Source organism: Paenibacillus sp. LHD-117 (assembly GCF_030929555.1).
Taxonomy (GTDB): Bacteria; Bacillota; Bacilli; order Paenibacillales; family Paenibacillaceae; genus Pristimantibacillus.
Window position 1 is genome coordinate 16296 of the sequence record NZ_JAVFVT010000047.1, and the last position, 21154, is coordinate 37449.

The following is a 21154-nucleotide window of genomic DNA, read 5'->3' on the forward strand; positions in this document are numbered from 1 at the left end:
TCTTGTAAGCGCATAATATTGGAAACGGATCCAAGACGCAATGACATTGCCAAGCTGGAATTAGACGGATATAATGTGCACATTCCGAACGACGGAGGGGGAGGCGGAGCATGGAAGCAATAGAAACGGCGGCCAAGCCGGGATTAGGGCTCGCGCTTGAAGGCGGCGGCGCCAAAGGCGCTTATCATATGGGGGTTTTGAAGGCGTATCTGGAGATGGGACATACCTTCGACGCGGTTGTCGGCACCTCGATCGGCGCCATTAACGGGGCGGTCATTGCGCAGGGGGACTTCGAGCAAGGCTATCGGCTGTGGGAGAAGCTGGACGCTCGTTTGATATTCGACTTGTCCGATGAAGAATATCATCTGCTGATGCGCCGCAAGCTGGATACAAACGCCTTGCGTCACCTGGCCTCTCGTACACGGAAGCTGATCGCCAGCAGGGGCATGAACACTCGCAAAATGAGACAATTAATCGCATCCATCGTCGACGAAGACCGGCTGCGGGGCTCCACGGCCGACTTTGGCCTGGTGACGGTGTCCTTAACGGATCGTGCGCCGCTCGAGCTGTACAAAGACGATATTCCGCAAGGACGATTGGCGGATTATCTAATGGCTAGCGCCGCCTTCCCGGGCTTCCAGCCAACCGTCATCGACGACAAGGCTTACATCGACGGCGGTCTGTACGATAACTGCCCCATCAACATGCTGGCTCGAAAAGGCTACAAGCATGCGGTCGCGATTCGAACGCTCGGACTAGGGATTACGCGCAAAGTCGAGTATCCCGACATCGCGGTCACGACAATTGCGCCCTCCGAGCCGCTTGGCGGCACCATGAGCTTTAACCCGGATGCGATTCGCCGCAGCTTAGACATGGGTTATTATGACGCGATTCGTCACCTCAAGGGCTTGCAAGGGCGCGTCTATTGCATTGACGCAGGCAGTTTAACCGAGGCGATGTGCAAGGAGATGCTCGATTCCCTTCCCGAAGCCAAAGTGCGCGGACTCGCCGGCATGCTCGGCATAGGCGGCAGTTTGCCCGCCAAGGAGTTGTGGAGCAAGGCCATCATGCCGAGGCTGTCCGGCAGCATGCGGCTGCCGGCAGACGCTTCGGCGATGACCTTCATCATCCGTCTGGCGGAGAATCTTGCCTCAGCCAAGGGAGTGGACAAATATGCTATCTATTCCTTCGACGAGTGGATACGCGCCGCTACATCCGGGCCGCTCCGAAACACATCAGGACTCGGATTCCGACAAGTGGAGCTCTGCATGGCGGCGCAGCGCGTATTGGACGCCATCGCGCTGCCTGGTTGATGAGAACAAGACTGGAATCGGAAGAAAACTAAAAAACTGACGCCGGTTGAATACCGGCGCCAGCTCATCGTTTAAGTATTTTCTTCAATGTCCACAAGATGGGTTTTCTTGACCGAGGACATCGCCGTCCCGCTTAGGCGTGCTTCAGCACGAATTCAGCTAATCTCGTCTGCTCGTTGTTTCTTCCTGTAATGTTTGATTTCTTGATCCGTCGTGACCAGGATCGGCAGTACTTTCTCGCTCCGGATCATGGCCGTCTTGCACATCGGGCATGTGGGCTGCTCTTTGAACGAGAAGCTGTCCCTGATCCAGCCGTTGCATTCGTCTCTGCCGCAGGACCAGATGGTGGTCATTTCCTCGGGCAAATTCTCCAGCGGTTTATTCCATGAATAAGGCATCGAACCTTCTCCCTTCGCATCCCTCAAAAAAAAGCCCCCAAACGTGAGTCTGGGGACAGTGTCCGACCTACAGTTTGACAACATTCTCGGCTTGTTGGCCGCGGTTGCCTTGAACAACATTGAACTCCACCCGTTGTCCTTCATCGAGCGACTTGAATCCGTCGCCGACGATCGCGCTGAAATGCACGAATACATCTTCTCCGCCTTCAACCTCGATGAAACCAAAACCTTTATCCGCGTTAAACCATTTTACTGTTCCTGTTTGCATAGAAACACCTCCACTTTTTTACATGATTTCTTATTCGGTTAAAAATAAAAATTCACATATTGCACAAGATTATTACTCAAAATAATAACCCTCTGCAATATGTGAATTAAGGTCAGAATTCCAATAAACTTATTGTACCATATTAACAAGTTAAAAACACAATCTATTTGATCGGTAGATATTAGCAGACCTCCCGCAGCAGAAAAGACCACCAATTGCGGTGGTCTTTCTGTTGCTGCATATGGTGACACGAAAACGATCTATATTAGTTCCATGTAATACAAATTGGTCACGCTATCTTTTGTAATCGTATGTGCGCCCGGCGCAAGCGATACGCTGACAATGCCGTTCTTCATCGGATAACTGATTCCGTCGATCTTGATTTTGGTTCCATCGGCCGTGTTGAACACCAAAGTTAAAGTTGCAGTTTCGGTTGTCGTGAACGTAATGCTGGTGGAACTCTCGACTTTCAAACATTGCGTGAGCGTTAGCCCGTTATAGACCACAGTCCCCTTCGTTGTCGAGAGATTCCCTTGAATGGCGAAGAAGTCGCTCACCGTTCCGTTTGTCGTGAAGTTATGAGCATATCCGGAGCCCGGAGTCGTTACTGTCGGAGTCGGTGTTGCCGTTGGTGCCGGGGTCGCTGTTGGAGACGGTGTTGCCGTTGGTGATGGCGTCGCTGTCGGTGTTGGCGTTGCCGTCGGTACCGGAGTCGGCGACGGTTCGGTCGGGTTTGAATTTCCCCCTACAGATACAAGCTTCGTCGCATAGCTGGTTATTGCAGACATCAATGCCGAATTAAGCGCGGAGGATGCGTCATCGACGGCATCGTTAAACTCCCATGCGAAGTCTCCCTTATTCAAGCGTCCCGCTTCCGCCGTTACGATCTGTTCAACTGCGCTAACGTTATCGATGTCGGATCCGTTTACTCCCGTATCGACGCTCGTGTCGAAATTGTTGTAAGGTGTTCCGCCCACCAATGCTTTGTAAGAGCTTGGAACGGTTTCCGTTCTTGACGAAGCTAAGTAGGCATCGAACGAAGTGGCGTGAGCCGGCGCTGTTCCGGCATTGGAGTTGGCATAAATTATGCTTTCTGCATCAACAATCAGATTGTTATAGGCTTTAATCATGCCGCCGTTCTCGCCCGAGAACGTGCCCTCCTCCCCGAGTGCATCCGTGCCTTGCAGCGAAATCATCATCGGATATTTGGCATGTCTGAAATAATTGGATTCGACAAAGGCCGAACCCCCCGTCGTAATGCCGACGCCGTATTTGGAGATGCCGTCAAAGAAGTTATTGTAGATATGAACGGATGCCAATCTAATACGCGGATGGCGAGAGTCCGAATGATCGAACCAGTTATGGTGGAACGATACAAAAAACGGCGACGACTCGCTCAAACCGACAAGAGAAGCTTTTCCGGAATCCCAGTAGTGATTGTGCGAAATGGTAATATAGGTGGAGCCTTTTTTCAGGTCCGTGGAGCCGTCGCCCTTCGCCTGGTCCGCGTCTCCTCCGGCGCTTCCGTAGAATATGTCATTGTTATGCACCCACACATTCATATTGCCGGTATCCATGGAGATGCCGTCGTCAGGGAATAACATCAAACCTAGGTTTCTTACTTCTACATTACCGACATATCGAAGAAGGAGCCCCCACCCATAAACATAAGCATCGTCTCCGATTCCTTCAATCGTTATATTCATTTCCGAGTAATTGTTTTTGCCTTTGACTTCAAGATAACCGCTGCTGTTCAGTTGACCGCTCATATCATCATCCGTCACTTTTCCAATCAAACGGATGGCAAGCGGCGTTGTATCGTAACCCTTTTGTCTGAGTGCCATAATCGCGCCGAGACCAACGCCCGTCTGCACGCCGCCCGAGCTATTGATCTTCACGTCTAGCGTGACGGTCTGAGCGGTTTCGGATGTGACATACAGAACTTGAGCGCCATTCTTAAGCGTTCCGTTATCTTGATAAGCACCTGATCCCGTGCCATAGGTCGAGTTTGCCGAGAAAGCAAAGCCGGATCGGTCATGCGAAGTTACGGATATCGAATTCGTTATGCCGCTGGCCGTTGTGCCGCCCGACAACCTGGCTTCGACTTTCATGACGTAATTGCCAGCTGCAAGTCCTACGGCATCCGCTCTCCAATAAGAAGGGTATCTCCGGATGAGTTCCGTGTCGATTTGCTGATAGTTGGCATCCGATGCGCTTGCAGGCTTCACATAGACGTTATAACCCTCCGCGTTGCTAACAGGCGACCATTGCACATAGGCCGTTTCGTTCCAGCCTCCGCTGCCCGTTATCGTAAGTCCGGCGGCATGGATGATCGTCCTGGGCAATCCGCCGGCTATTAAAGATAGTGCAAGGGAAAACAACAACACCATGCTCGTTACGTTCACAACTCTTTTCTTCAAATTAATCCCTCCCGTTCTCAATTTTTAACAAAAGCCCGAAACAACCTTAGCATATCAACCTGAAAAATGGTGCCGATACAATCATTTTTTCATAATCGTACCTAGCGCTTCGCATGACGGCGTGTTCCTGAGCTAATGATTATGAGGCAGGCGGAATGACACTGCAAATAGCAAAAACCCGACCTCACTCGGTCGGGTTTCTCGTTAATTACTATTCCTTCCAGCTTTCAATTCCGGTCTCGAATTGTTCGAATGGATGTGGAATCGAAGCTTCCATAATGTCTGTATAATGCTCGTGGCTTACCGGCACGTCGGTCCATTTTTGTTCAACCTCGATGTTCCATGGGTGGCGGTCCAGCAGCTGGTTGAAGATACGGACCACTTCTACTCTCGTAATCGGTTGATTCGGATTAAAGGTCTTCTCTGTAAAATCAAACAGCAACCCTTGCTTCTCTACTGTTGCAATCGCTTTTTCAGCCCAGTGTCCAACTACGTCAGTATAGGTACTTTCTTGAGCGACGTCCCACTTATACAAATTGGTGAGCATTTGCGCGAACTCCGCTCGCGTGATCTGTTTCTTCGGTTGGAACATGTTGTTGCCGTTGCCTACCATCCATTTATTGTTGGTCGCAGTCGTGATCGCATCCGCAGCCCAATGATTTGCACTCACATCCGCAAACGCTGCTTTGTTAGCGCCCGCTGCAGATGTATACAGACGGGACAAGATTGCTGCAACCTCAGCTCGGGAAATTCCGCGATCCGGCTGGAACGTTCCGTCAGGGTATCCAACCATGAATGGGCTATGATCGCCTGTCTCTTTCACTTTCGGCTGCGCGGAGAAGCTGAATTTGACGATCGTTTCGCCGACATGGATGATCCCGCCTTTAATATAGCTGTCATCCCCAAATTTCTCTTCGCGCTTATCGTTGCGGCTGTCAAAAACGATGTAGCCATCCTTCTCGCCCAAGAAGTAGTAATCGCCATCCGCATAAACCATCCAGCCATATTCGCCTTTGTCCGAGCTTACTTGCGGGTTGTGGTTTTTGTTTGGCGCAAAATCCGGCAGTTCCGGCAGATTAACAAGCGTTCCAGGCACTCTGCCTTTGGAACGGTTCAGCTCTGTATCCGCCCAGTACAATTTCATATTCACGCCTGCAACAGGCTGCTCTGTGATCTCGTCGAGTATCGTACCGTACGGATCGACCAGATCAACCGACAAGCTTGCATTTCCGTTGTTATCGACAATGAGCTTGCCGACAGGACCGGCCAGCTTTTCACCGTTCGGCGCGATCACGTTCATCGACAGTGTATATTCGCCAGGTGCAACTTTCGGAAGCGTGAAGCTTCCATCCTCATTCATCACGATATTCGGCAGATTAAGTTCTTGACCGTTTGCCGACTTGATTGTCCCGGATACTTTTAAGTTGTCTCCGACTAGCTTTGTAATTTTCTCCTCAACAACTTTGCCGCCGCCCGCTGGGTCGGAAACAATAACTGTTGTTTTCATTGTAGGCTGTTCAACTACTGGTACATAAGGTGCGCTTGGTTTAACTGTTACCACATTGGACTCACCTTCATAATATCCCGATCCGACCGATAGCCGGAAGTAGTAGGTTGCACCGTTCGTCAAACCGGTTACTGTTGCACTCGTTGATACCGCAGTAAGCGTCTCTACTGTTTTAACCGCCTTAAACTCGACACCGTCCGTAGATTGTTCCACAACAATATCTTCATCCGATGCGACCATTAGAGACGGAAAGCTTAGTGTCACTTGGCCATTGCCTGCAGCAGCCGACAATGTAGCTAGTGGAGCCGGATCAGCCGCATTAACATAGACGGTAAACGTTTTTTCGCTTGTAAGCCCATCTTTCGTGATAGTCGCCTTTAATGTCACGTAAGTTCCCGATTGAGTAGTAACCGGTCTCGTGACTTTACCGTCAGGTGCGATGATCGAAGGCTGATCCGAGGACCAGACTGTCGTTACATCATCGTCTTGCAGCAGCGTAATATCGTGTTTTACCGCATTTTTTGTGTCGCCGGGATTAAACGCGATGTTCGTCTCAGTTTCTGCTGTTTCAATAGCCAGAATCGCTGCTTTATAATCAGTGATGATTTTATTCGCTATACGATCGGCGATTGCATTAATGATATCGGCGCTGGCGTTTCCGGAATCGACATGCAGTCCGCCATTCGCAAGGCCGGCAATGAAGTTTTGGCTGGTTTCCGCATAAACCGAGCTAGTTACCCCAACATATTGTGCTCCGCTATTATTGAACGAGTTCGTCAGATCGGATTGATTCGATCCCCCATCCAAACTCGTGCTAGGGTCATCGTTAATGTTCACGACATAACGTACAGGCGAATGCGTCTCCCACTGGATTTCATCTACGGCTTCATCTAACGTTTTGCTCGAAGTCGAGAATAGCTTCATATTGTCAAACGAAAAAATCGAGATGATCTGACAGCCATGGCCTACATGGCTAACGATCGGGCCAAATTCATTTCCGTACACGTCGGGAAGGGGTAAATCTTTGATGAGTTGCTCTCCGTTATCCCACATATTCAGCTTTGTATCCGTTACATTAATTTTAATGTTGTGTTGCGTGGATGCCCCTTTGGTGTAACTTCCGATTTCGGTAACGCCTGCACTTGTCATCAAACTTAAACCTTTCGACGACTCATTGTGCAGAGCAGCTGCGTCCACCCCATTGATCTTATATACTTTGACAGCGCCTTGGACATATAAAATAGCATAACCGCTTAATTTCTTGTCACTGTCGATCTGCGTATTGAATAGGAAACCTCCGCCTTCCATGCTGTGATAATTCACTTTGGATTCATCCATGTCGAAGGTGATGATCTTTTTGCCGGAAGGGCTTCCTTTCGTCAGCATAAAATCTTTGTAGCCAGGTGAGGTATAACCGTAGAAGGTTAACGTTTTGCCGTTGTTGGAAATTTGAACATGGTTGTAATCGGCGGTCTCAACCTCCGGAGTTGGTCCATTATACCAGCTCGCTCTACCGGAGTGAACGTGAGTATCCGTTACAGCTGCCGGATCCGCGCTTGCGTCCATGATGGACACATATTTAGGATTGACGCCCCCTGCTTCCAGCTTGGCTTTAATCGCATCGTTTAATTGGCTTTCAAAATCACTGGAATCATATGTACTTGTTCCGCTATTATAGTAAACCTCTGCTACCGGCGATAGCGCATGCGCCATTGACGCATTCGTAACAACTAATAGGAAAGCCACTACCATTGCAATCATTTTTTTCTTCATCTGTTTCACCCATCCTGTAAGTTTAGTAACAACGTCCTGTGTCTTCAATCCCGTTCAACGACAATCTGCAAGAGTAACACAATTAAAAATAAGAATTATGTACCTTGTTAATTCGATTACCTCATACATTTGGTTCATTATTCTCATAACAACATATCAGAAGCATCTCTCAAAAATCTCTCAAACACAAAGAGTAGTTTTTCGAGAGATATTTAACGTATAGTAGTAACAATAGGGGTGTGACTAGACATGAAGAAATGGATGGGCTGCCTGGGTGCGGCATGCGCCTTAATCGCCATTCTCTATATGATTTTTAGCGACCGGGATACAGGCTCCGTCCATATCAAAGCCGTAGACGGCGAATTCCCATCGTTTCCCTTCGATCTCTACTTTCGCCTTCAAGACACCGGTACTTTCCTGATGGCCATCTCGATTATTGCCTTTATTGTCCAAATGGTTCCTTCCATCATGAATCGAAGGACGCTGCATCTGCTTTTCCTTCCGATTCTGATCTATGCCTTGTTAAATGCCATTCTCCCGGCCAGAACCGTGTCGGGCGTGCAGTATCCGTTCTTTTATTACCTCGATGGATTATTCCTGATCATTATCGTTCGAATGTTCTATTTAACGGTTAAAAATCAAATATCCATACGTCGAAACGAAGCCGTCATTCTCCTCTTGATGATTTTGTTTCTAGCCATCTTAGCTATTAGCAGCTCGTCGGACAGCTTATTTTTCTCAGGCCGCAACAGTATGAACAGAATCGGATTGATCGGGGTTATTATGACGATGAATGTTTTTCTCGGTATCCGTCTCATGAATCGGGCCGAGGAATCGGAACAGCTGACCGTTCGGTTGCAGAAGGCCAACGATACGAAGGATGATTTCTTGAAGGTCGCTACACAAGATTTGCAGAGACCTCTTCATGATACCGTCCAATTGATAAAGTCGATTGCCCGAGAGCGCGATCTCCAGAAGCAAGGCGAGCAACTTTACTTAGCTGAGCAACTAATTGGAAACATGGTTTATTTACTGCGAGATCTGCACGACTTTACCCGCATTCGATTTGATGATTACGCCATCCAGCTGAAGTCCACCAATCTCCGGATGGTCATGCTCCATGTCCTGCAGCTGATGCAGCTTACATTCGCGAAAAAGAAGGTTCGAATAAACGAAAATATTTCGAATCAGCTTTACGTATGGGCGGACGAGCAACGTCTGACGCAGGTGCTCTTACGTATGATGACAGAAATATCTCACGATGCCGCGGATGACAACCTGACCATTGAATCCATGCAGACAGGAGAGGATGTCCTTCTTCATGTGGCGACAACCCGCAAGAAAGCAGCGCCGATTAGGGATCGTCGACAGCATTCTTCGGGGCTAATGATGACGGAAGAGCTTGTCCAACAAATGAATGGAAGTATAACGTATGAACGTATGGGGAGCGGTATCCGCTTCACTCTCCAATTGGCTTTCAGCGAGAGCAAAAATCCGGTTACCGCAACAGAATACGAAGAAAACATCCCATCTGCCATGATCGCAGAAGAACGGGAGCTAGGGACGCTGCTCATTGTTGATGATGATGTGATGCACGCGGAAGTCATGAGAGGCATGCTGAGTGATAACTACAAGATACGAATTGCTTATACAGCTCAACAGGCGCTTGATTATTATAACGACCACCCGGAAATAGCGATGATGATCATTGACGACATTATTCCGGGCAACCTGAATAGTCTCGAATTGCTTCAGCAAATCCGTATGCAGGCTTCTTTGATGGAGTTGCCGATTATCATGATGATTTCTTCCGAATATCCAAGACATATTGAAAAGATCTTTGCTTCCGGCGCAAATGATTATATAATAAAACCTTTCTCGAAAGAGACATTGATGGCTCGATTGAATGCCGCTGAACAAACAAAGCAGTCTATGCTGAAAGCGATCGAGTATGAAATGGCATTTTTGCAGACCCAGATCAAACCGCATTTTTTATATAACGCGCTGAGCAACATTATTTCCCTTTGTTACACGGATGGAGAGCGTGCCGCTTATCTTCTGACGATGCTCAGCTCTTTCCTGCGTTATATATTTGAATCGAGTCGGGATGGACAATATTCTTCTCTTCAAAAGGAACTGGAAATCATTGATGCCTATGTAGAGGTGGAGAAAGCTAGATTTGGCGAACGGTTAACATTCGCCTATCACATCAATCCGCTCATTGCTGCCGAGAACGTTCTGATTCCTAGCTTGCTCTTGCAGCCCTTAGTCGAGAATGCGATTCGCCATGGCCTATTCGACAAAGTAGGTCCGGGACATGTGGAGGTTTCCATTTACTCGCATGAATCTTTTTTGAACATACGAGTTGCCGATGATGGTGTAGGCATGTCGGCAGAGCAATGCGCTCAATTAATGGGCGGCGGGAACGCCAATGTCGGCATCGGGTTTACGAACGTTCGTCGACGTGTGCATGATCTCACCCAAGGCAACCTTGAGATTAGCTCAGTGCCGGGCAAAGGAACAACCGTTCAATTAAAGATTCCCATCAAGGAGGGACTAGATGATGTGGAGAGTAATTATCGTAGAGGATGAGAAAGCGATTCTGGGGCTGCATGCCAGATTGCTGGAAACCTACGGCCCCTTTCAAATTGTAGGCCGCTTCGAATCGCCATTCGATGCGCTGCAGGAAATACCGAAGCTAGATGTAGACGCACTCTTGCTCGACATTGAAATGCCGAGAATGACGGGACTTGGGCTCGCTCAAAACTTAGTGGAGAACGGTATTGACGTGCCTGTAATCTTCACAACAGCTCACCAACAATATGCAGTGCAGGCCTTTCGTGTACAAGCACTGGATTATATTTTAAAACCGATGACCCCGAATACGATTAAGCAACTAGATGAACGCCTTCAGAAATATTATGGTCAGAAACAGAAGCTGACCAATAACAAGAATCTCCATGTCCAGCTTTATGGAGAAATCTACGTTAAAAAAGGTGAGCATCTCGCAAAGTGGCCGACTCGCTTAACTGAGGAGCTATTCTACTATTTTCTGCTTCATGAAAATAAATTGTGCTTAAAATGGAGAATCATCGATGATATCTGGACGCATATAGAGGAAAAACGAGCGCTCCCCAATCTGTACAATACGATATACCGTATGCGGCAGCTTTTCATGGAGCTGGATGTGCCAATCGTCATCGATCGAATCAATGACGGTTACATCATGAACACCAACAACAGCATCGTCATCGAACCCAAAGAAAAGCCGGATGCGCTTCTGCTGGAGTCAAAAGGATATTTATGGGCTTATCGTTTGGAATCGATTGTTTAAGCCATTAACAAAAAAATTAAGTAGGCCCATGCGCATTTGCATGGGCCTCTCATAGTTCCCTTTTAATCGATGAACTGCAAGTAATCCAACATGTTTTTCAAAATGACAGCTGCCTCGGCACGGGTCGCATTCTCTTGCGGTCTGAAGTTTTCCGACTGGCCCGACTCGTATAAACCTGCTTCGATGCCTTGAAGGATTGCCTTCTTCGCCCATCCGGATATCTGCTCCCCGTCCGCGAACGAATTCTCCTTCGAGCCGGCCAAGTTGATTTTTTTACCGGCGAACGCGATCGCCCTGGACACCATAACCGCCATCTCTTCTCGCTTGATCGTCGCGTTCGGGTCAAAGATCGTGCTGCTCTTGCCGTTAATGATGCCAGCCCGGACGGCTGCATTAACGGATGGGGCGAACCAAAGCGTTTCCTTTACATCGTTAAATTTGGATACGCCTGTTTTTGCATCAAGACCTAAAGCTCTTGTCAGCAATGCGGCAAATTCGGCCCGGGTGATGGACCTTTCCGGCGAGAACGTTGTCGCGCTCGTCCCTTTGATCAACAGCGCGGAAGCGAGCGCCTCGATTTCGCTTTTCGCAGCGTGATTCTGAATATCCGCAAACGTAACTTTCTTCGCTTCTACGACTCCGTAAACGCTGGCGTGAGGAGCGGATATGACAACCGTCGTTACTCCGTTCTCGACTTTAATCGTCGCAGGAATAAATTGAGCTTCGCCGGTCTTCGGATCGATGATGACGGCCAGTAATCTCTTGTTGCCGTCCGTTTCGGAAACGACGATTGTTCTCGGAACGTAGGTGCTGCCGAAATCGGAAACCGCAACAGACTTTCCTCCCGCTTCCGCGGATACGGTAAAATCGACAATGCTTAAAAACGTTAATCCCTGCGACTGTCCTTGATCTCTAATCGCTTGTTCCTCGGCTTTCGACGGGGCGGATAAGGAAACGACTATCGTAACTTTGTCGATGCTATTACCCGTTTTTCGTGCCAAGTCTTCGAAGTCGAGAGCGTTCAACGGCAAGTTCAAGCTGGCTTGGTCCGTACGGATGGAAATGACGCCGTCCTTATTCTTTTGGGAAGCTTTCTCCAAAGGTCCAGCGGGTAATTCAAAGTTCGTCTTCCCTTCAGAGTTGCTCGCCTTCAAAATGACCGGCTTCGAGTCGGCATCGCTCATCGCGTTTAATGCCTTCTCCAAATCCCCTGCTTCCACTGAGATCGTCATGTTTTTCGTACCGTCTGTCGAGAGCACAGTCTGAATATTGTCCTCGTCAGGGTTCAGATGAATCCCCTCGTCGTCGATCGTAGGATCCGTCCCTTCTTCCGTTCCTTCTTCATCTGGCACGACTGGAGGGATTGCTGGCACGCCTCCGCCCCCACCGCCTCCGCCGCCAGTATCCGGAACCGTCGGTGTCGGTGCCGCGCTTACTGTAACGACGAATGCGTCGGATACGGAACTACCGGAGCTGTCCGTCGCGGTCACAGTAATGGTAGCTGTCCCCGCCGCTAACGGATTGACGACGACAAGGCTGCCATTCATATTTACGGACGCTACATCCGAACGGCTCGAAGTAACCGAATAGGTTAAGATATCGCCTTGGTCCGGATCCGAAAAAACGGTTGTGCTTGCGATACTGATCTGCGATCCGCCTGCCGTTGCCGTTTTATCCGCGATTGGGCTATTTACGATCGGGCTCCGGTTCACAGCAGCCGCGCTTACTGTAACGACGAAGGCGTCGGATACGGAACTACCGGAGCTGTCCGTCGCGGTCACAGTAATGGTAGCCGTCCCCGCCGCTAACGGATTGACGACGACAAGGCTGCCGCTCATACTCGCGGATGCGACGCTAGGCTGGCTCGAAGTAACCAAATAGGTTAAGCGGTCGGCTGGATCCGGATCCGAGAATACGCTTGTGCTTTGGATGCTGATCTTAGGACTGCCTGCAGTTGCCGTCTTATCCGCGATTGGGCTATTTATGATCGGGCTCCGGTTCACAGCAGCAGTACTTTGCGTTACCAAGAAAATATCGCTGACCGTATTTCGATTGCCATCGTTTGCCGTTACACGAATGGCCGCCGTACCGGCCTCCATCGTCTTCACCTTTAACGTATTGCCGACGACCTTGACCGAGGCGACTTGCCTAGAGTTCGAACTAGCAGAAAATCTTAACGGATCGCCGTCTGGATCGGCGAAGACTCCCAATAATGGAATAGTGAGTTCCTGACCTGCACTTGTAGCCTCTTGATCCGCGATCTGATTGGCTATGGTCGAAGGCTGATTCGGCGGTTTAACCGTCACCGCGAACTGAACAGCGGTCGTATGTCCTTGACCATCGTTCGCCGTCAACGTGATGATCGCCGTACCTGGCGACTCGGGATGAATGCGCAACGAGTTCCCGTTGACAATCACGCTCGCTTTGTCAGGCGCGTTCGATACGGCCGTGAAAGTTAAATTATCTCCGTCCGGATCCTTAAACACGTTAGACAGCGACACGCTTACGTCTGCGCCCTCGACGTAAGCAAACTGTCCGGCTACGCCCCTAAAAATTTCCGGAGCTTGGTTAGGCGGCGGATCGATGTACACAAAGAAGCGGTCCTGCGCGTAATGCCCCCAGCCGTCATGCGCGTTGACAACGATTTCTACCCTGCCTGCTTGAAGCGGATGGATCGTGAGAACGCCGTACTGGAGCGAAACTTCAGCCATATTCGAATTCGAGGAATAAGCCGTCTCGTATACGATTATATCGTGTTTGTCCTTATCCGTAATGGTACCGTCCAGAGCGATAACAAGATCTTCTCCGCCCGCGATAGCCGTCCGGTCCGCAATCGGATTGGCTACCGCAGGCACATACGTGCCCGGCGACAACGTATAGGTTGCCGACCAGATTGATTCGCCTGCATCTTCCCCGCCGGTCGTAACAAGCTTGAATCTGTAGAACGTATTCGGCAACAACTCTGAAATAGTCGCGGTTGTACTGCTGCCGTTAAGCGCGGTTGAAACAGCCGGAAGATCCCAAGACAATCCATTGTTCGTGGATTGGAATAGCTGGAAGCCGGTTGCGTCACTGAGAGCCGGCCATTCGAACGAAGCCGTCGTCTCCGTTATTTCCGTTATTCGAAGCGGTGACTTCATATCGATGACCATATCATTTTTATAATTGTTGGCGACCTGGTATGCATTGCTATACTTGAATGCACTATCCATGAATCGGATGGAGAAGTTGGTTACGTCATCCCTGTTATCGTGATGAACGGCTTCCCCCAGAAACCAGAGATACAGCCTATTGCGAACAAGCATGGTGTACGGCACTAGGCCTTCCGGAACGGGAGATACAATGGCTTTGCCCGTCCTCAGGAAGTCTTCTCCTTCTTCCCCTGCAAATATATCATTATGGAGCTCGATTAGGACTTCTCCCCCGATTTGCCCGATGTCCACGTCTACTTCGTAATAGTTCCGTCCCGAATAGTTCCAATTATAGGTTAAATAAGGGGCATAATCATAGACGAAAATAATCCACTCTACGGTTGTGCCTGCGGAAGAGACCGTGTATGTGCCCGCATAATAGTCGCCTTCTGCGTAGTACTTCCAGCTACCCTCCCTTAGAACGGCACCTGGAGACACCTCAATGCCAGTCCTAATCGTTTCCGGCGAAGACGCATTGACGTAGATTTCGTTCGAATTGGCATCGATCCAGACCGACGAGATGCCATCACCTTGCAGAGACGTAATATCATGCCTGGAACCGTAAGGCAAACCAACGGCGGCCCATGCGTCTTTCACCTTTTGCACAATCCCTTGCGTGCCTGGATGAACGGAGGCGTAGTCTTCCGCCGCCGACACGAAAGCGTCGCGCGCGTCTTCGAAATTCGAATTCGGCATGAGCCGGTTCGACAGCACGTCATAGCTTAATTGCCCTAATATTTGTTTGCCGTCCAAGCCTATCTCGTCGATCCCCGTCGCGGTCAAATAGGCCGCATGATTCGGGATTCCGCTATTGATATGGACGCCGCCTTGGTCGAATCCCAGGGAGGTGTAATAGAAATCATTCATTGTCGCCGGTTGATTATAAAGCTCAGGATTCGCCAAGTCTCTAACGACTTCTCCCGTATCTTCTCCGATGACCCAATCATTTGCGGTATTTTCGAAATCCATTTCAATCAGCGCTCCGAAAATATCCGAAAACGACTCGTTCAAAGCTCCCGATTGATACCGGTACTCCAGATTCGATGTATATTGCGTAATGCCATGCACCATCTCGTGACCGATGACATCGAGGGCGCAGGTGTAACAACTTCCGTCTCCGTAAACCATAACATCCCCGGACCAAAAAGCGTTATCGTATGGATCCGGCAATTGATCTGCATCAGAACCGTCTTCCATGTAGTGGACGAGAGAAAGAATATCCATTCCGTTCCCGTCTATACTATTCCGGTTATGGTTCTCCTTAAAATATTCGTAGACGACTCCGCTGTAGTAATGGGCATTGACTTCATCCGTATCGATGAACGCCACGTCCGATTCCGGCGTCGTAACCGGCGGTCCCCAGTCTCCCGCATCGAACGTAACGATCGCTCCCGTGTTCGTGTCATCCTCGTACATATCCCGAGAGCGATCTTCCAGGACGTAAATGTTGTTCTCCGAATCCTCGTCTCCCATATCGTCGAAAACAACGTTCAACCACCGTTCCGTATTGTTCTCGTCGACTCCTTTAATCAAGGCCTTCGCTTCGACTTCGGCCATCCGGTCATACTTATCAATGATGTCTCCGCTATTCGCGTCAACGTAAGCGATCCAGCTTCCGGCCTTCGGCTCGAGATAGCTCAATTCGGTTTCGTACGCCAAATAGCTTTTCCCTTGGAACGGATAAATCGTTAACGTCGAGTCTGGCGGGCTCGTCACGAGCTTGCCATTGATCGTCGTTTCCGACTGAATCTCGAAGCCAAGCGTTTCTTCCAGATGCCTCTCTAGCGCATGGATCGCATCCTCGGAGGAAAGCTCAGGCGTCAATGTTTTAGGGATCTGCGGTAGAGGAGACTCTGCCACTTGATTGCGAATTTCCGTCACTCTTTTGGATTTATTAAGATGAACCCTTATGTATTTGCCGTATACGGGAATTCCGTCTACTTGAAGCTGATATAAGTAGTGCGTCCGCCCAGCGGAATCTACCGTTTTTTGCTTCATCGTTAAATCACTAGCAGGATCGGAAACGCCGATCGACCTTTTATTTGTAGCTAAATATTGCAGTACGGATTGATCGTTCACTAGAGGAGCCGACAACTCTCCTTTGATGCTTGATTGAACCTGACTGTCCTCGCTCGAATTTGATGCAGATTGCGAATCGTTAGCAGCCGCTAACTGTGCTCCGAATAAACCGAGCGCCAATTGCAATGCCAAAAATAAACACAATGATTTCTTACCGATGACCCTCGAACGCTTCAAGAATGAGACCTCCCATAAAAAAGTAAGTAAACTAGAACGAAAGAAAAAAATGTAGTTTCTACTAATTTCGATTAATATTTTCTCATATATTGGAGACTTTTGGTATAGCCTGTCACAGAAAAATTATGAAGTGAGCTTCTCGCGATCGGTTTATTTTTAGTCATTTCAGACGACACTCTTAGCTACGGTTCAAATAAATAAGACATTATTTTTAGACAAAAAGCGAGATTTAGCCGATAATAAAAGAATACATTAAGCAGGGAGGTTCACATGAAGAAATTAGGAAGAAACGATCCTTGCCACTGCGGAAGTGGCTTGAAATATAAAAAGTGCTGTTTAAGCAAAGACGATGCTGTCAATGTAACCCGCCTTGCCGCTCCACAGCCTCCGTCCTTGGCAGACATCATTGATCGCGAGCTCAAGTGGCCAAACGAGCTGCACCGGCTAATTGCACATCATTTCCTCCAAAACACCGCAGGCTTATATGAAGCTGAGCACATTGCAGAACTCATTCTAACTTGGAATAAGTTCGCGCACGAAGAGCTTCCCGTCTCGAAAAAGCTGGGCGCATATCCTTCGGCGTTAGAGTACGTTCTTTGCCAGATGTTCGAATACGATACAACCCAAAGCGAACTGGCCGAGAAATACAAGGTATCGGTCGCGACATTATCACAACGCGCCAATCAACTCTTCGATTTCCTTGAGGATCATGCCGAATTGCCAGGCGAGCCGTCTGCACTGCAGCATTCGGCTTCAGGGAGTCCGAACTCACGCATGAAGATGGAGCAGGAGATGGCTCGTCTGCATGCCTTGCTTGATCAGCAAAATTTCGATTCGATCGAAGAAATCAACACTTTCCTTGAGCAGAACATGAACAGCAAGCCCTCAAGGAGTAAAAAAGTGAGCAAGCAAGAACAAGCCTCGGAGCTCCTGTATCAGGCATGGGAGGAGCCGAATCTGCAGCGCAGAATGAAGCTGGCTCAAGATGCGCTTCTGCTCGATCCCAGCAGCGGCGACGCTTACAATATTCTTGCCGAGTGCTCGTCATCCTCTAAAGAAATGGCTTACTTTTACAAACAAGGGATGATGGTTGAGGAAAAACGTCTGGGCGAGGCTTTTTTCAAGGAGAACAAAGGTCACTTTTGGGGTTACTTACCGACAAGACCTTATATGAGGGCCAAAAAAGGGTATGCGGAGGCTTGTGCCATGCTGGACAAAATGCCCGAAGCGATCAAGCATTATCGCGAGCTGCTGGAGCTTAATCCAAACGATAATCAGGGTGTACGCGATCTGCTCCTGCCTGCTTATATCGAGACATTGGAGTGGAAAGCCGCTGAGCAGCTTATTCGACAGTTCGATGAAGACGGCAGTGCATCCTTTAATTATAGCCGAGTGCTTGTGGAATATGGATTACGCGGAAAATCATCCAAACTAACATCGCTGATCAAAAAAGCGACTGCGCATAACCCATTCGTCCCCGCGTATCTCCAGGGCAAGAAGCAGCTCCCTCGCAAGATGCCCGACTATATGGGATTCGGAGATGATCGGGAAGCCATTGTCTACGCTTTAATGAACCGCCATCTTTGGCTAACTCGGCCTGAATTGCTGCAGCTTCTTCCAGAGCGGAGGAAATAAATGTAAAGGAGTTGCTTTTGTATGGATTGCTGCACACCATCCAACAACCAGAAAAAATCAAATACAACCAGTTGTCCTTCTTGTGGAGAAAAAGGCAAAAGCGTACCTCTCATTACACTAAAGTCCTTACTTAAAGCTTCTTTTCTGGAAACCATCGAACCAGATAACACCTATTTTTTCTGTCCAAACTCTTCATGTCATACAGTTTATTTCAGTGGTGATCATTCGCAAACATTTGAAGAGGACGCCTTAAAAGTATCGGTATTCCAAAAGAGCTCCGGCATGGGTGTTCCCGTTTGCTATTGCTTTAATTGGACGAGAGAACGCCTTTTTCAAGCAACTAGTGATAATCAACGGCCAATTGAACAAATAAAAAAACATGTTCAATCGAATCGCTGTGGCTGCGAAGTAAACAACCCTCAAGGGGCTTGTTGCTTGGGCAATGTTACCGCGTATATTCGAAGTTTGAACTAACGACAAACTTATTTCATGTCATTGATGACTTTTCTCATTCGCAAATACTCGTCATCATTGATTTCACCTCTGACGTACCGTTCTTTCAGCAAAATCAACGGACGATCCACAACACGGCTCTTCATCATCAGTAATCGAGCAACAACGTAAATGGTTGCTCCAGCAATCAGTATGAAGATGATCGCCCCGATGTACATCATTATGCACATCATGACCATCATCGAACGATCCATCATCATGTCATTCATCATTGTGAACACCCCTCAATTCATCAAAAGTAGGCTTCAACTGTCTCCAACAGTCGAAGCCTACACATCAGTTAAAACACAATCCAAATCATGTACCTTTTATTTTTTACCCAAACGAGCGGATTCGATACATATTTCCGCCTCAATGCCCGCCATGGCCTTCTCCGGTCTCCGATACGATCTCCAGCATGGAATCGATCTCCCCTTGCGCGGCGGCTGTTAACGAATTCTCACTACCCGTTAACCAAGCATGATTGTATGGCCCTTCCGTTGGCTCGTTTTTATATTTCGGTTGAATCGACATGACATAGGTCATCACCGTATCCGGCAGTTTGTCTTTGTCCGTCCAGAGAAGCGGTGCATGTTTGCCTAAATGCGAGAATGGAGCTGCCGCAAGTGCCAAGGCTGCGGAATTTTTATTGACGAACGAAAAGTTATGGCCCGGTGTTGTGATTCCCCAGCCAAAACCGGTTGCCGAATCTTTATACTTCGCGAAGGCAACGGCATTCGCATACGGATCGTTGCCCGCAATACGAACCACTTTCCCGTACTGGCCCAATTGATCTTGAACTTTGGCTGAAATAATCGATTCTGGCCCGAGCAAATAAATATTGGCTTTCCCGCCCCGCGTCTTCAAAGCATCCACGGTTTCTTGCGGAACCTCATCCTTATTAACATAAAGCAGCGGCTCCGGCATATGAGCAATCCAATTCACTGCTGGCATCGTATATTCTTCGCTGTCCATAGAACCAATGATGACCGAAGGCGGATTTTCCTTCGCGACAACGGTATAATAAGCATCTACGGCTTTGGCTACGGCTGCCGGGTTGCCACCTGCAATCTTATCCGTCTTGTAGCCAAGCGCTTTTACCTGTTCCTCTACCTTAGGATCAAGATCCCCGACCAATATAACCTGGGTTCCATTATTCGCGTCCGTCCCCATTGGTTTTAGCCTTTTCAATTCGTTAAGCGTTACTTCCGGCACACTGTCTTTATTTACAAACAGAACTGGACCGTTATTCGGGTGATGAATCAAATCAGCACTAACGAGAGTCGTCTGCCAATCTTTCGGGTTCGCTAGAATGACGCCTCCGGGACGGTTCGCTTCATGGGTTGCCATCCACAATGATTTCGAAACAAGCACCGCAGCTTCCGCCGGGTCACTTGTGTTGATGCGTGTCGTATTTTTTGAGGCTATCCACGGTACTGATACGGTACTGGTCGGGCTTTGAGCCGAACCGGTTTGCTGACCCATGTTGTTCATATCGTGTGGAGTGGAAGAGTTGGAATTGTTAAAGCATCCTGTTAGCGCTACTGCTGTAGCCGCCGAAATGATACCGACTTTCAAGCCTTTTTTCATGCTTAAACACCTCCTATTTTCGGTTAATCGTTTTGCCTTTATCTGCAATCTGTATCCATGTAGCGCCACGATCTGTAGAGAGATAAACATCTTTTGGTTCCGTTGCGATGACCAGCTCTTTCGGATTCGCGGGATTCTGGACAACATAGGTGATCGTATCCTTGTTTGGCGTCTGGATCGCCAATGGCTGTTTGCTCTCTATGTTGAAATCAAGCAGTGAAGCGTTGGGGCCGGATGTAGCTACCAGCACGTTACCGGAATCCGTGAAAGTCAGGGCCGAAACCGGTTGTTCTGGAATCACTGGGGTAAAACTCTGACCGTAATCCCTCGATAGATAGGCGCCTGTTGTCGTGCCGACAGCAGCGATGGATGCATCAGAAGGATGAGCTGCGATTGCTGTCATCTGCCCTTGGAGGCCAGTTGCAAGACTGTTTGTCCAGGTTTTCCCTTCATCCTCACTATAAAACAACCCTGCCTGTTTCATTTTGGAGTTAGGCTCCGGGTTCGCCACGTATAGCGTATGCGAACGATACCCGGCCGTCATACCGTGTAGATCGACCTCCCCCTCAAGAGCCAGAACCGAGATGATTTTCCCGTCATTCGTACTTTTCACAAGTCCTAATGGATTTTTATAGTTCGAACCCGGTGCTGGATGGCCGCTGCTGTAAAATCCGTCATCTACCGCGGTGAACCCCATATAATCGTGCTTCTCCCCCGGACCTTCACTCCATGAACCGTCTGCATATACCTGTAGTCCGTTGTGAACGGGAATGAAAAGCCGTTTTCCGTCTGCGGAGTAACCAAGGCCATGCAGGTGCATAAAAGTGGTATTCGCAATGGAATTCGGCCCTTGCTCTGCCTGTTTGGAGCATGCCGCAGTCCCGATAATGAGTACAGCCGCTAGTGTAAGCATCGTCATCCTTTTCAAAAAATTACCCCCAAATATACAGTGTAAATGATACTTTCGAAGATTTGAT

Annotated in this window: 13 protein-coding genes; 5 read left to right on the forward strand and 8 right to left on the reverse strand. The window is 48.7% G+C overall.

What is annotated here, in order from left to right:
• Window positions 1-110 precede the first annotated feature (110 nt).
• Window positions 111-1313 carry a patatin-like phospholipase family protein gene (locus tag RB620_RS26870; RefSeq protein WP_308099789.1) on the forward strand — a complete coding sequence of 401 codons (1203 nt, stop codon included), beginning with the start codon at window positions 111-113 and terminating at the stop codon, window positions 1311-1313.
• A 155-nt stretch (window positions 1314-1468) separates the two neighbouring features.
• Here RB620_RS26870 and RB620_RS26875 read toward each other — a convergent pair whose 3' ends face one another.
• The 4 genes from RB620_RS26875 to RB620_RS26890 form a co-directional block, all read right to left on the reverse strand.
• The gene (locus RB620_RS26875) at window positions 1469-1711 is read right to left on the reverse strand and encodes a cold-shock protein (RefSeq protein WP_308099790.1); all 243 of its coding nucleotides are present in this window, start codon (window positions 1709-1711) and stop codon (window positions 1469-1471) included.
• 67 nt (window positions 1712-1778) lie between these two features.
• A complete protein-coding gene (locus RB620_RS26880; RefSeq protein WP_308099792.1) occupies window positions 1779-1979 on the reverse strand; it encodes a cold-shock protein in 201 nt (66 codons plus the stop codon).
• Between the two features lie 260 nt (window positions 1980-2239).
• Window positions 2240-4369 (reverse strand): pectate lyase family protein, encoded by a 2130-nt coding sequence (locus RB620_RS26885; protein WP_374121469.1) that lies wholly within the window; start codon window positions 4367-4369, stop codon window positions 2240-2242.
• Window positions 4370-4610: 241 nt separating this feature from the next.
• The gene (locus RB620_RS26890) at window positions 4611-7679 is read right to left on the reverse strand and encodes an S-layer homology domain-containing protein (RefSeq protein WP_308099796.1); all 3069 of its coding nucleotides are present in this window, start codon (window positions 7677-7679) and stop codon (window positions 4611-4613) included.
• A gap of 249 nt (window positions 7680-7928) precedes the next feature.
• Here RB620_RS26890 and RB620_RS26895 point away from each other — a divergent pair, with 249 nt between their 5' ends.
• On the forward strand, window positions 7929-10271 hold the full coding sequence (locus RB620_RS26895) for a histidine kinase (RefSeq protein ID WP_308099798.1): 2343 nt from the start codon (window positions 7929-7931) through the stop codon (window positions 10269-10271).
• Window positions 10243-11013: a LytR/AlgR family response regulator transcription factor gene (locus RB620_RS26900; protein ID WP_308099858.1), complete on the forward strand. Its 771-nt coding sequence runs from the start codon at window positions 10243-10245 to the stop codon at window positions 11011-11013. The genes RB620_RS26895 and RB620_RS26900 overlap by 29 nt, the downstream gene beginning before the upstream one ends.
• A 62-nt stretch (window positions 11014-11075) precedes the next feature.
• Here RB620_RS26900 and RB620_RS26905 read toward each other — a convergent pair whose 3' ends face one another.
• On the reverse strand, window positions 11076-16460 hold the full coding sequence (locus tag RB620_RS26905) for a M4 family metallopeptidase (protein WP_308099800.1): 5385 nt from the start codon (window positions 16458-16460) through the stop codon (window positions 11076-11078).
• Window positions 16461-16730: 270 nt separating this feature from the next.
• Here RB620_RS26905 and RB620_RS26910 point away from each other — a divergent pair, with 270 nt between their 5' ends.
• A complete protein-coding gene (locus tag RB620_RS26910; RefSeq protein ID WP_308099802.1) occupies window positions 16731-18095 on the forward strand; it encodes an SEC-C metal-binding domain-containing protein in 1365 nt (454 codons plus the stop codon).
• A gap of 21 nt (window positions 18096-18116) precedes the next feature.
• Window positions 18117-18569 (forward strand): putative iron-sulfur cluster-binding metallochaperone, encoded by a 453-nt coding sequence (locus RB620_RS26915; protein ID WP_308099804.1) that lies wholly within the window; start codon window positions 18117-18119, stop codon window positions 18567-18569.
• Window positions 18570-18577: 8 nt separating this feature from the next.
• Here the strand turns inward: RB620_RS26915 and RB620_RS26920 are convergent, their stop codons facing one another.
• From RB620_RS26920 to RB620_RS26930, 3 genes are all read right to left on the reverse strand, one after another.
• Window positions 18578-18820: an SHOCT domain-containing protein gene (locus RB620_RS26920; RefSeq protein WP_308099806.1), complete on the reverse strand. Its 243-nt coding sequence runs from the start codon at window positions 18818-18820 to the stop codon at window positions 18578-18580.
• Window positions 18821-18959: 139 nt separating this feature from the next.
• Window positions 18960-20081, reverse strand: coding sequence for a cell wall-binding repeat-containing protein (locus RB620_RS26925; RefSeq protein WP_374121470.1), 1122 nt, complete (start codon window positions 20079-20081; stop codon window positions 18960-18962).
• A 109-nt stretch (window positions 20082-20190) separates the two neighbouring features.
• Window positions 20191-21096: a F510_1955 family glycosylhydrolase gene (locus RB620_RS26930; protein ID WP_308099861.1), complete on the reverse strand. Its 906-nt coding sequence runs from the start codon at window positions 21094-21096 to the stop codon at window positions 20191-20193.
• Between the last annotated feature and the right edge of the window lie 58 nt (window positions 21097-21154).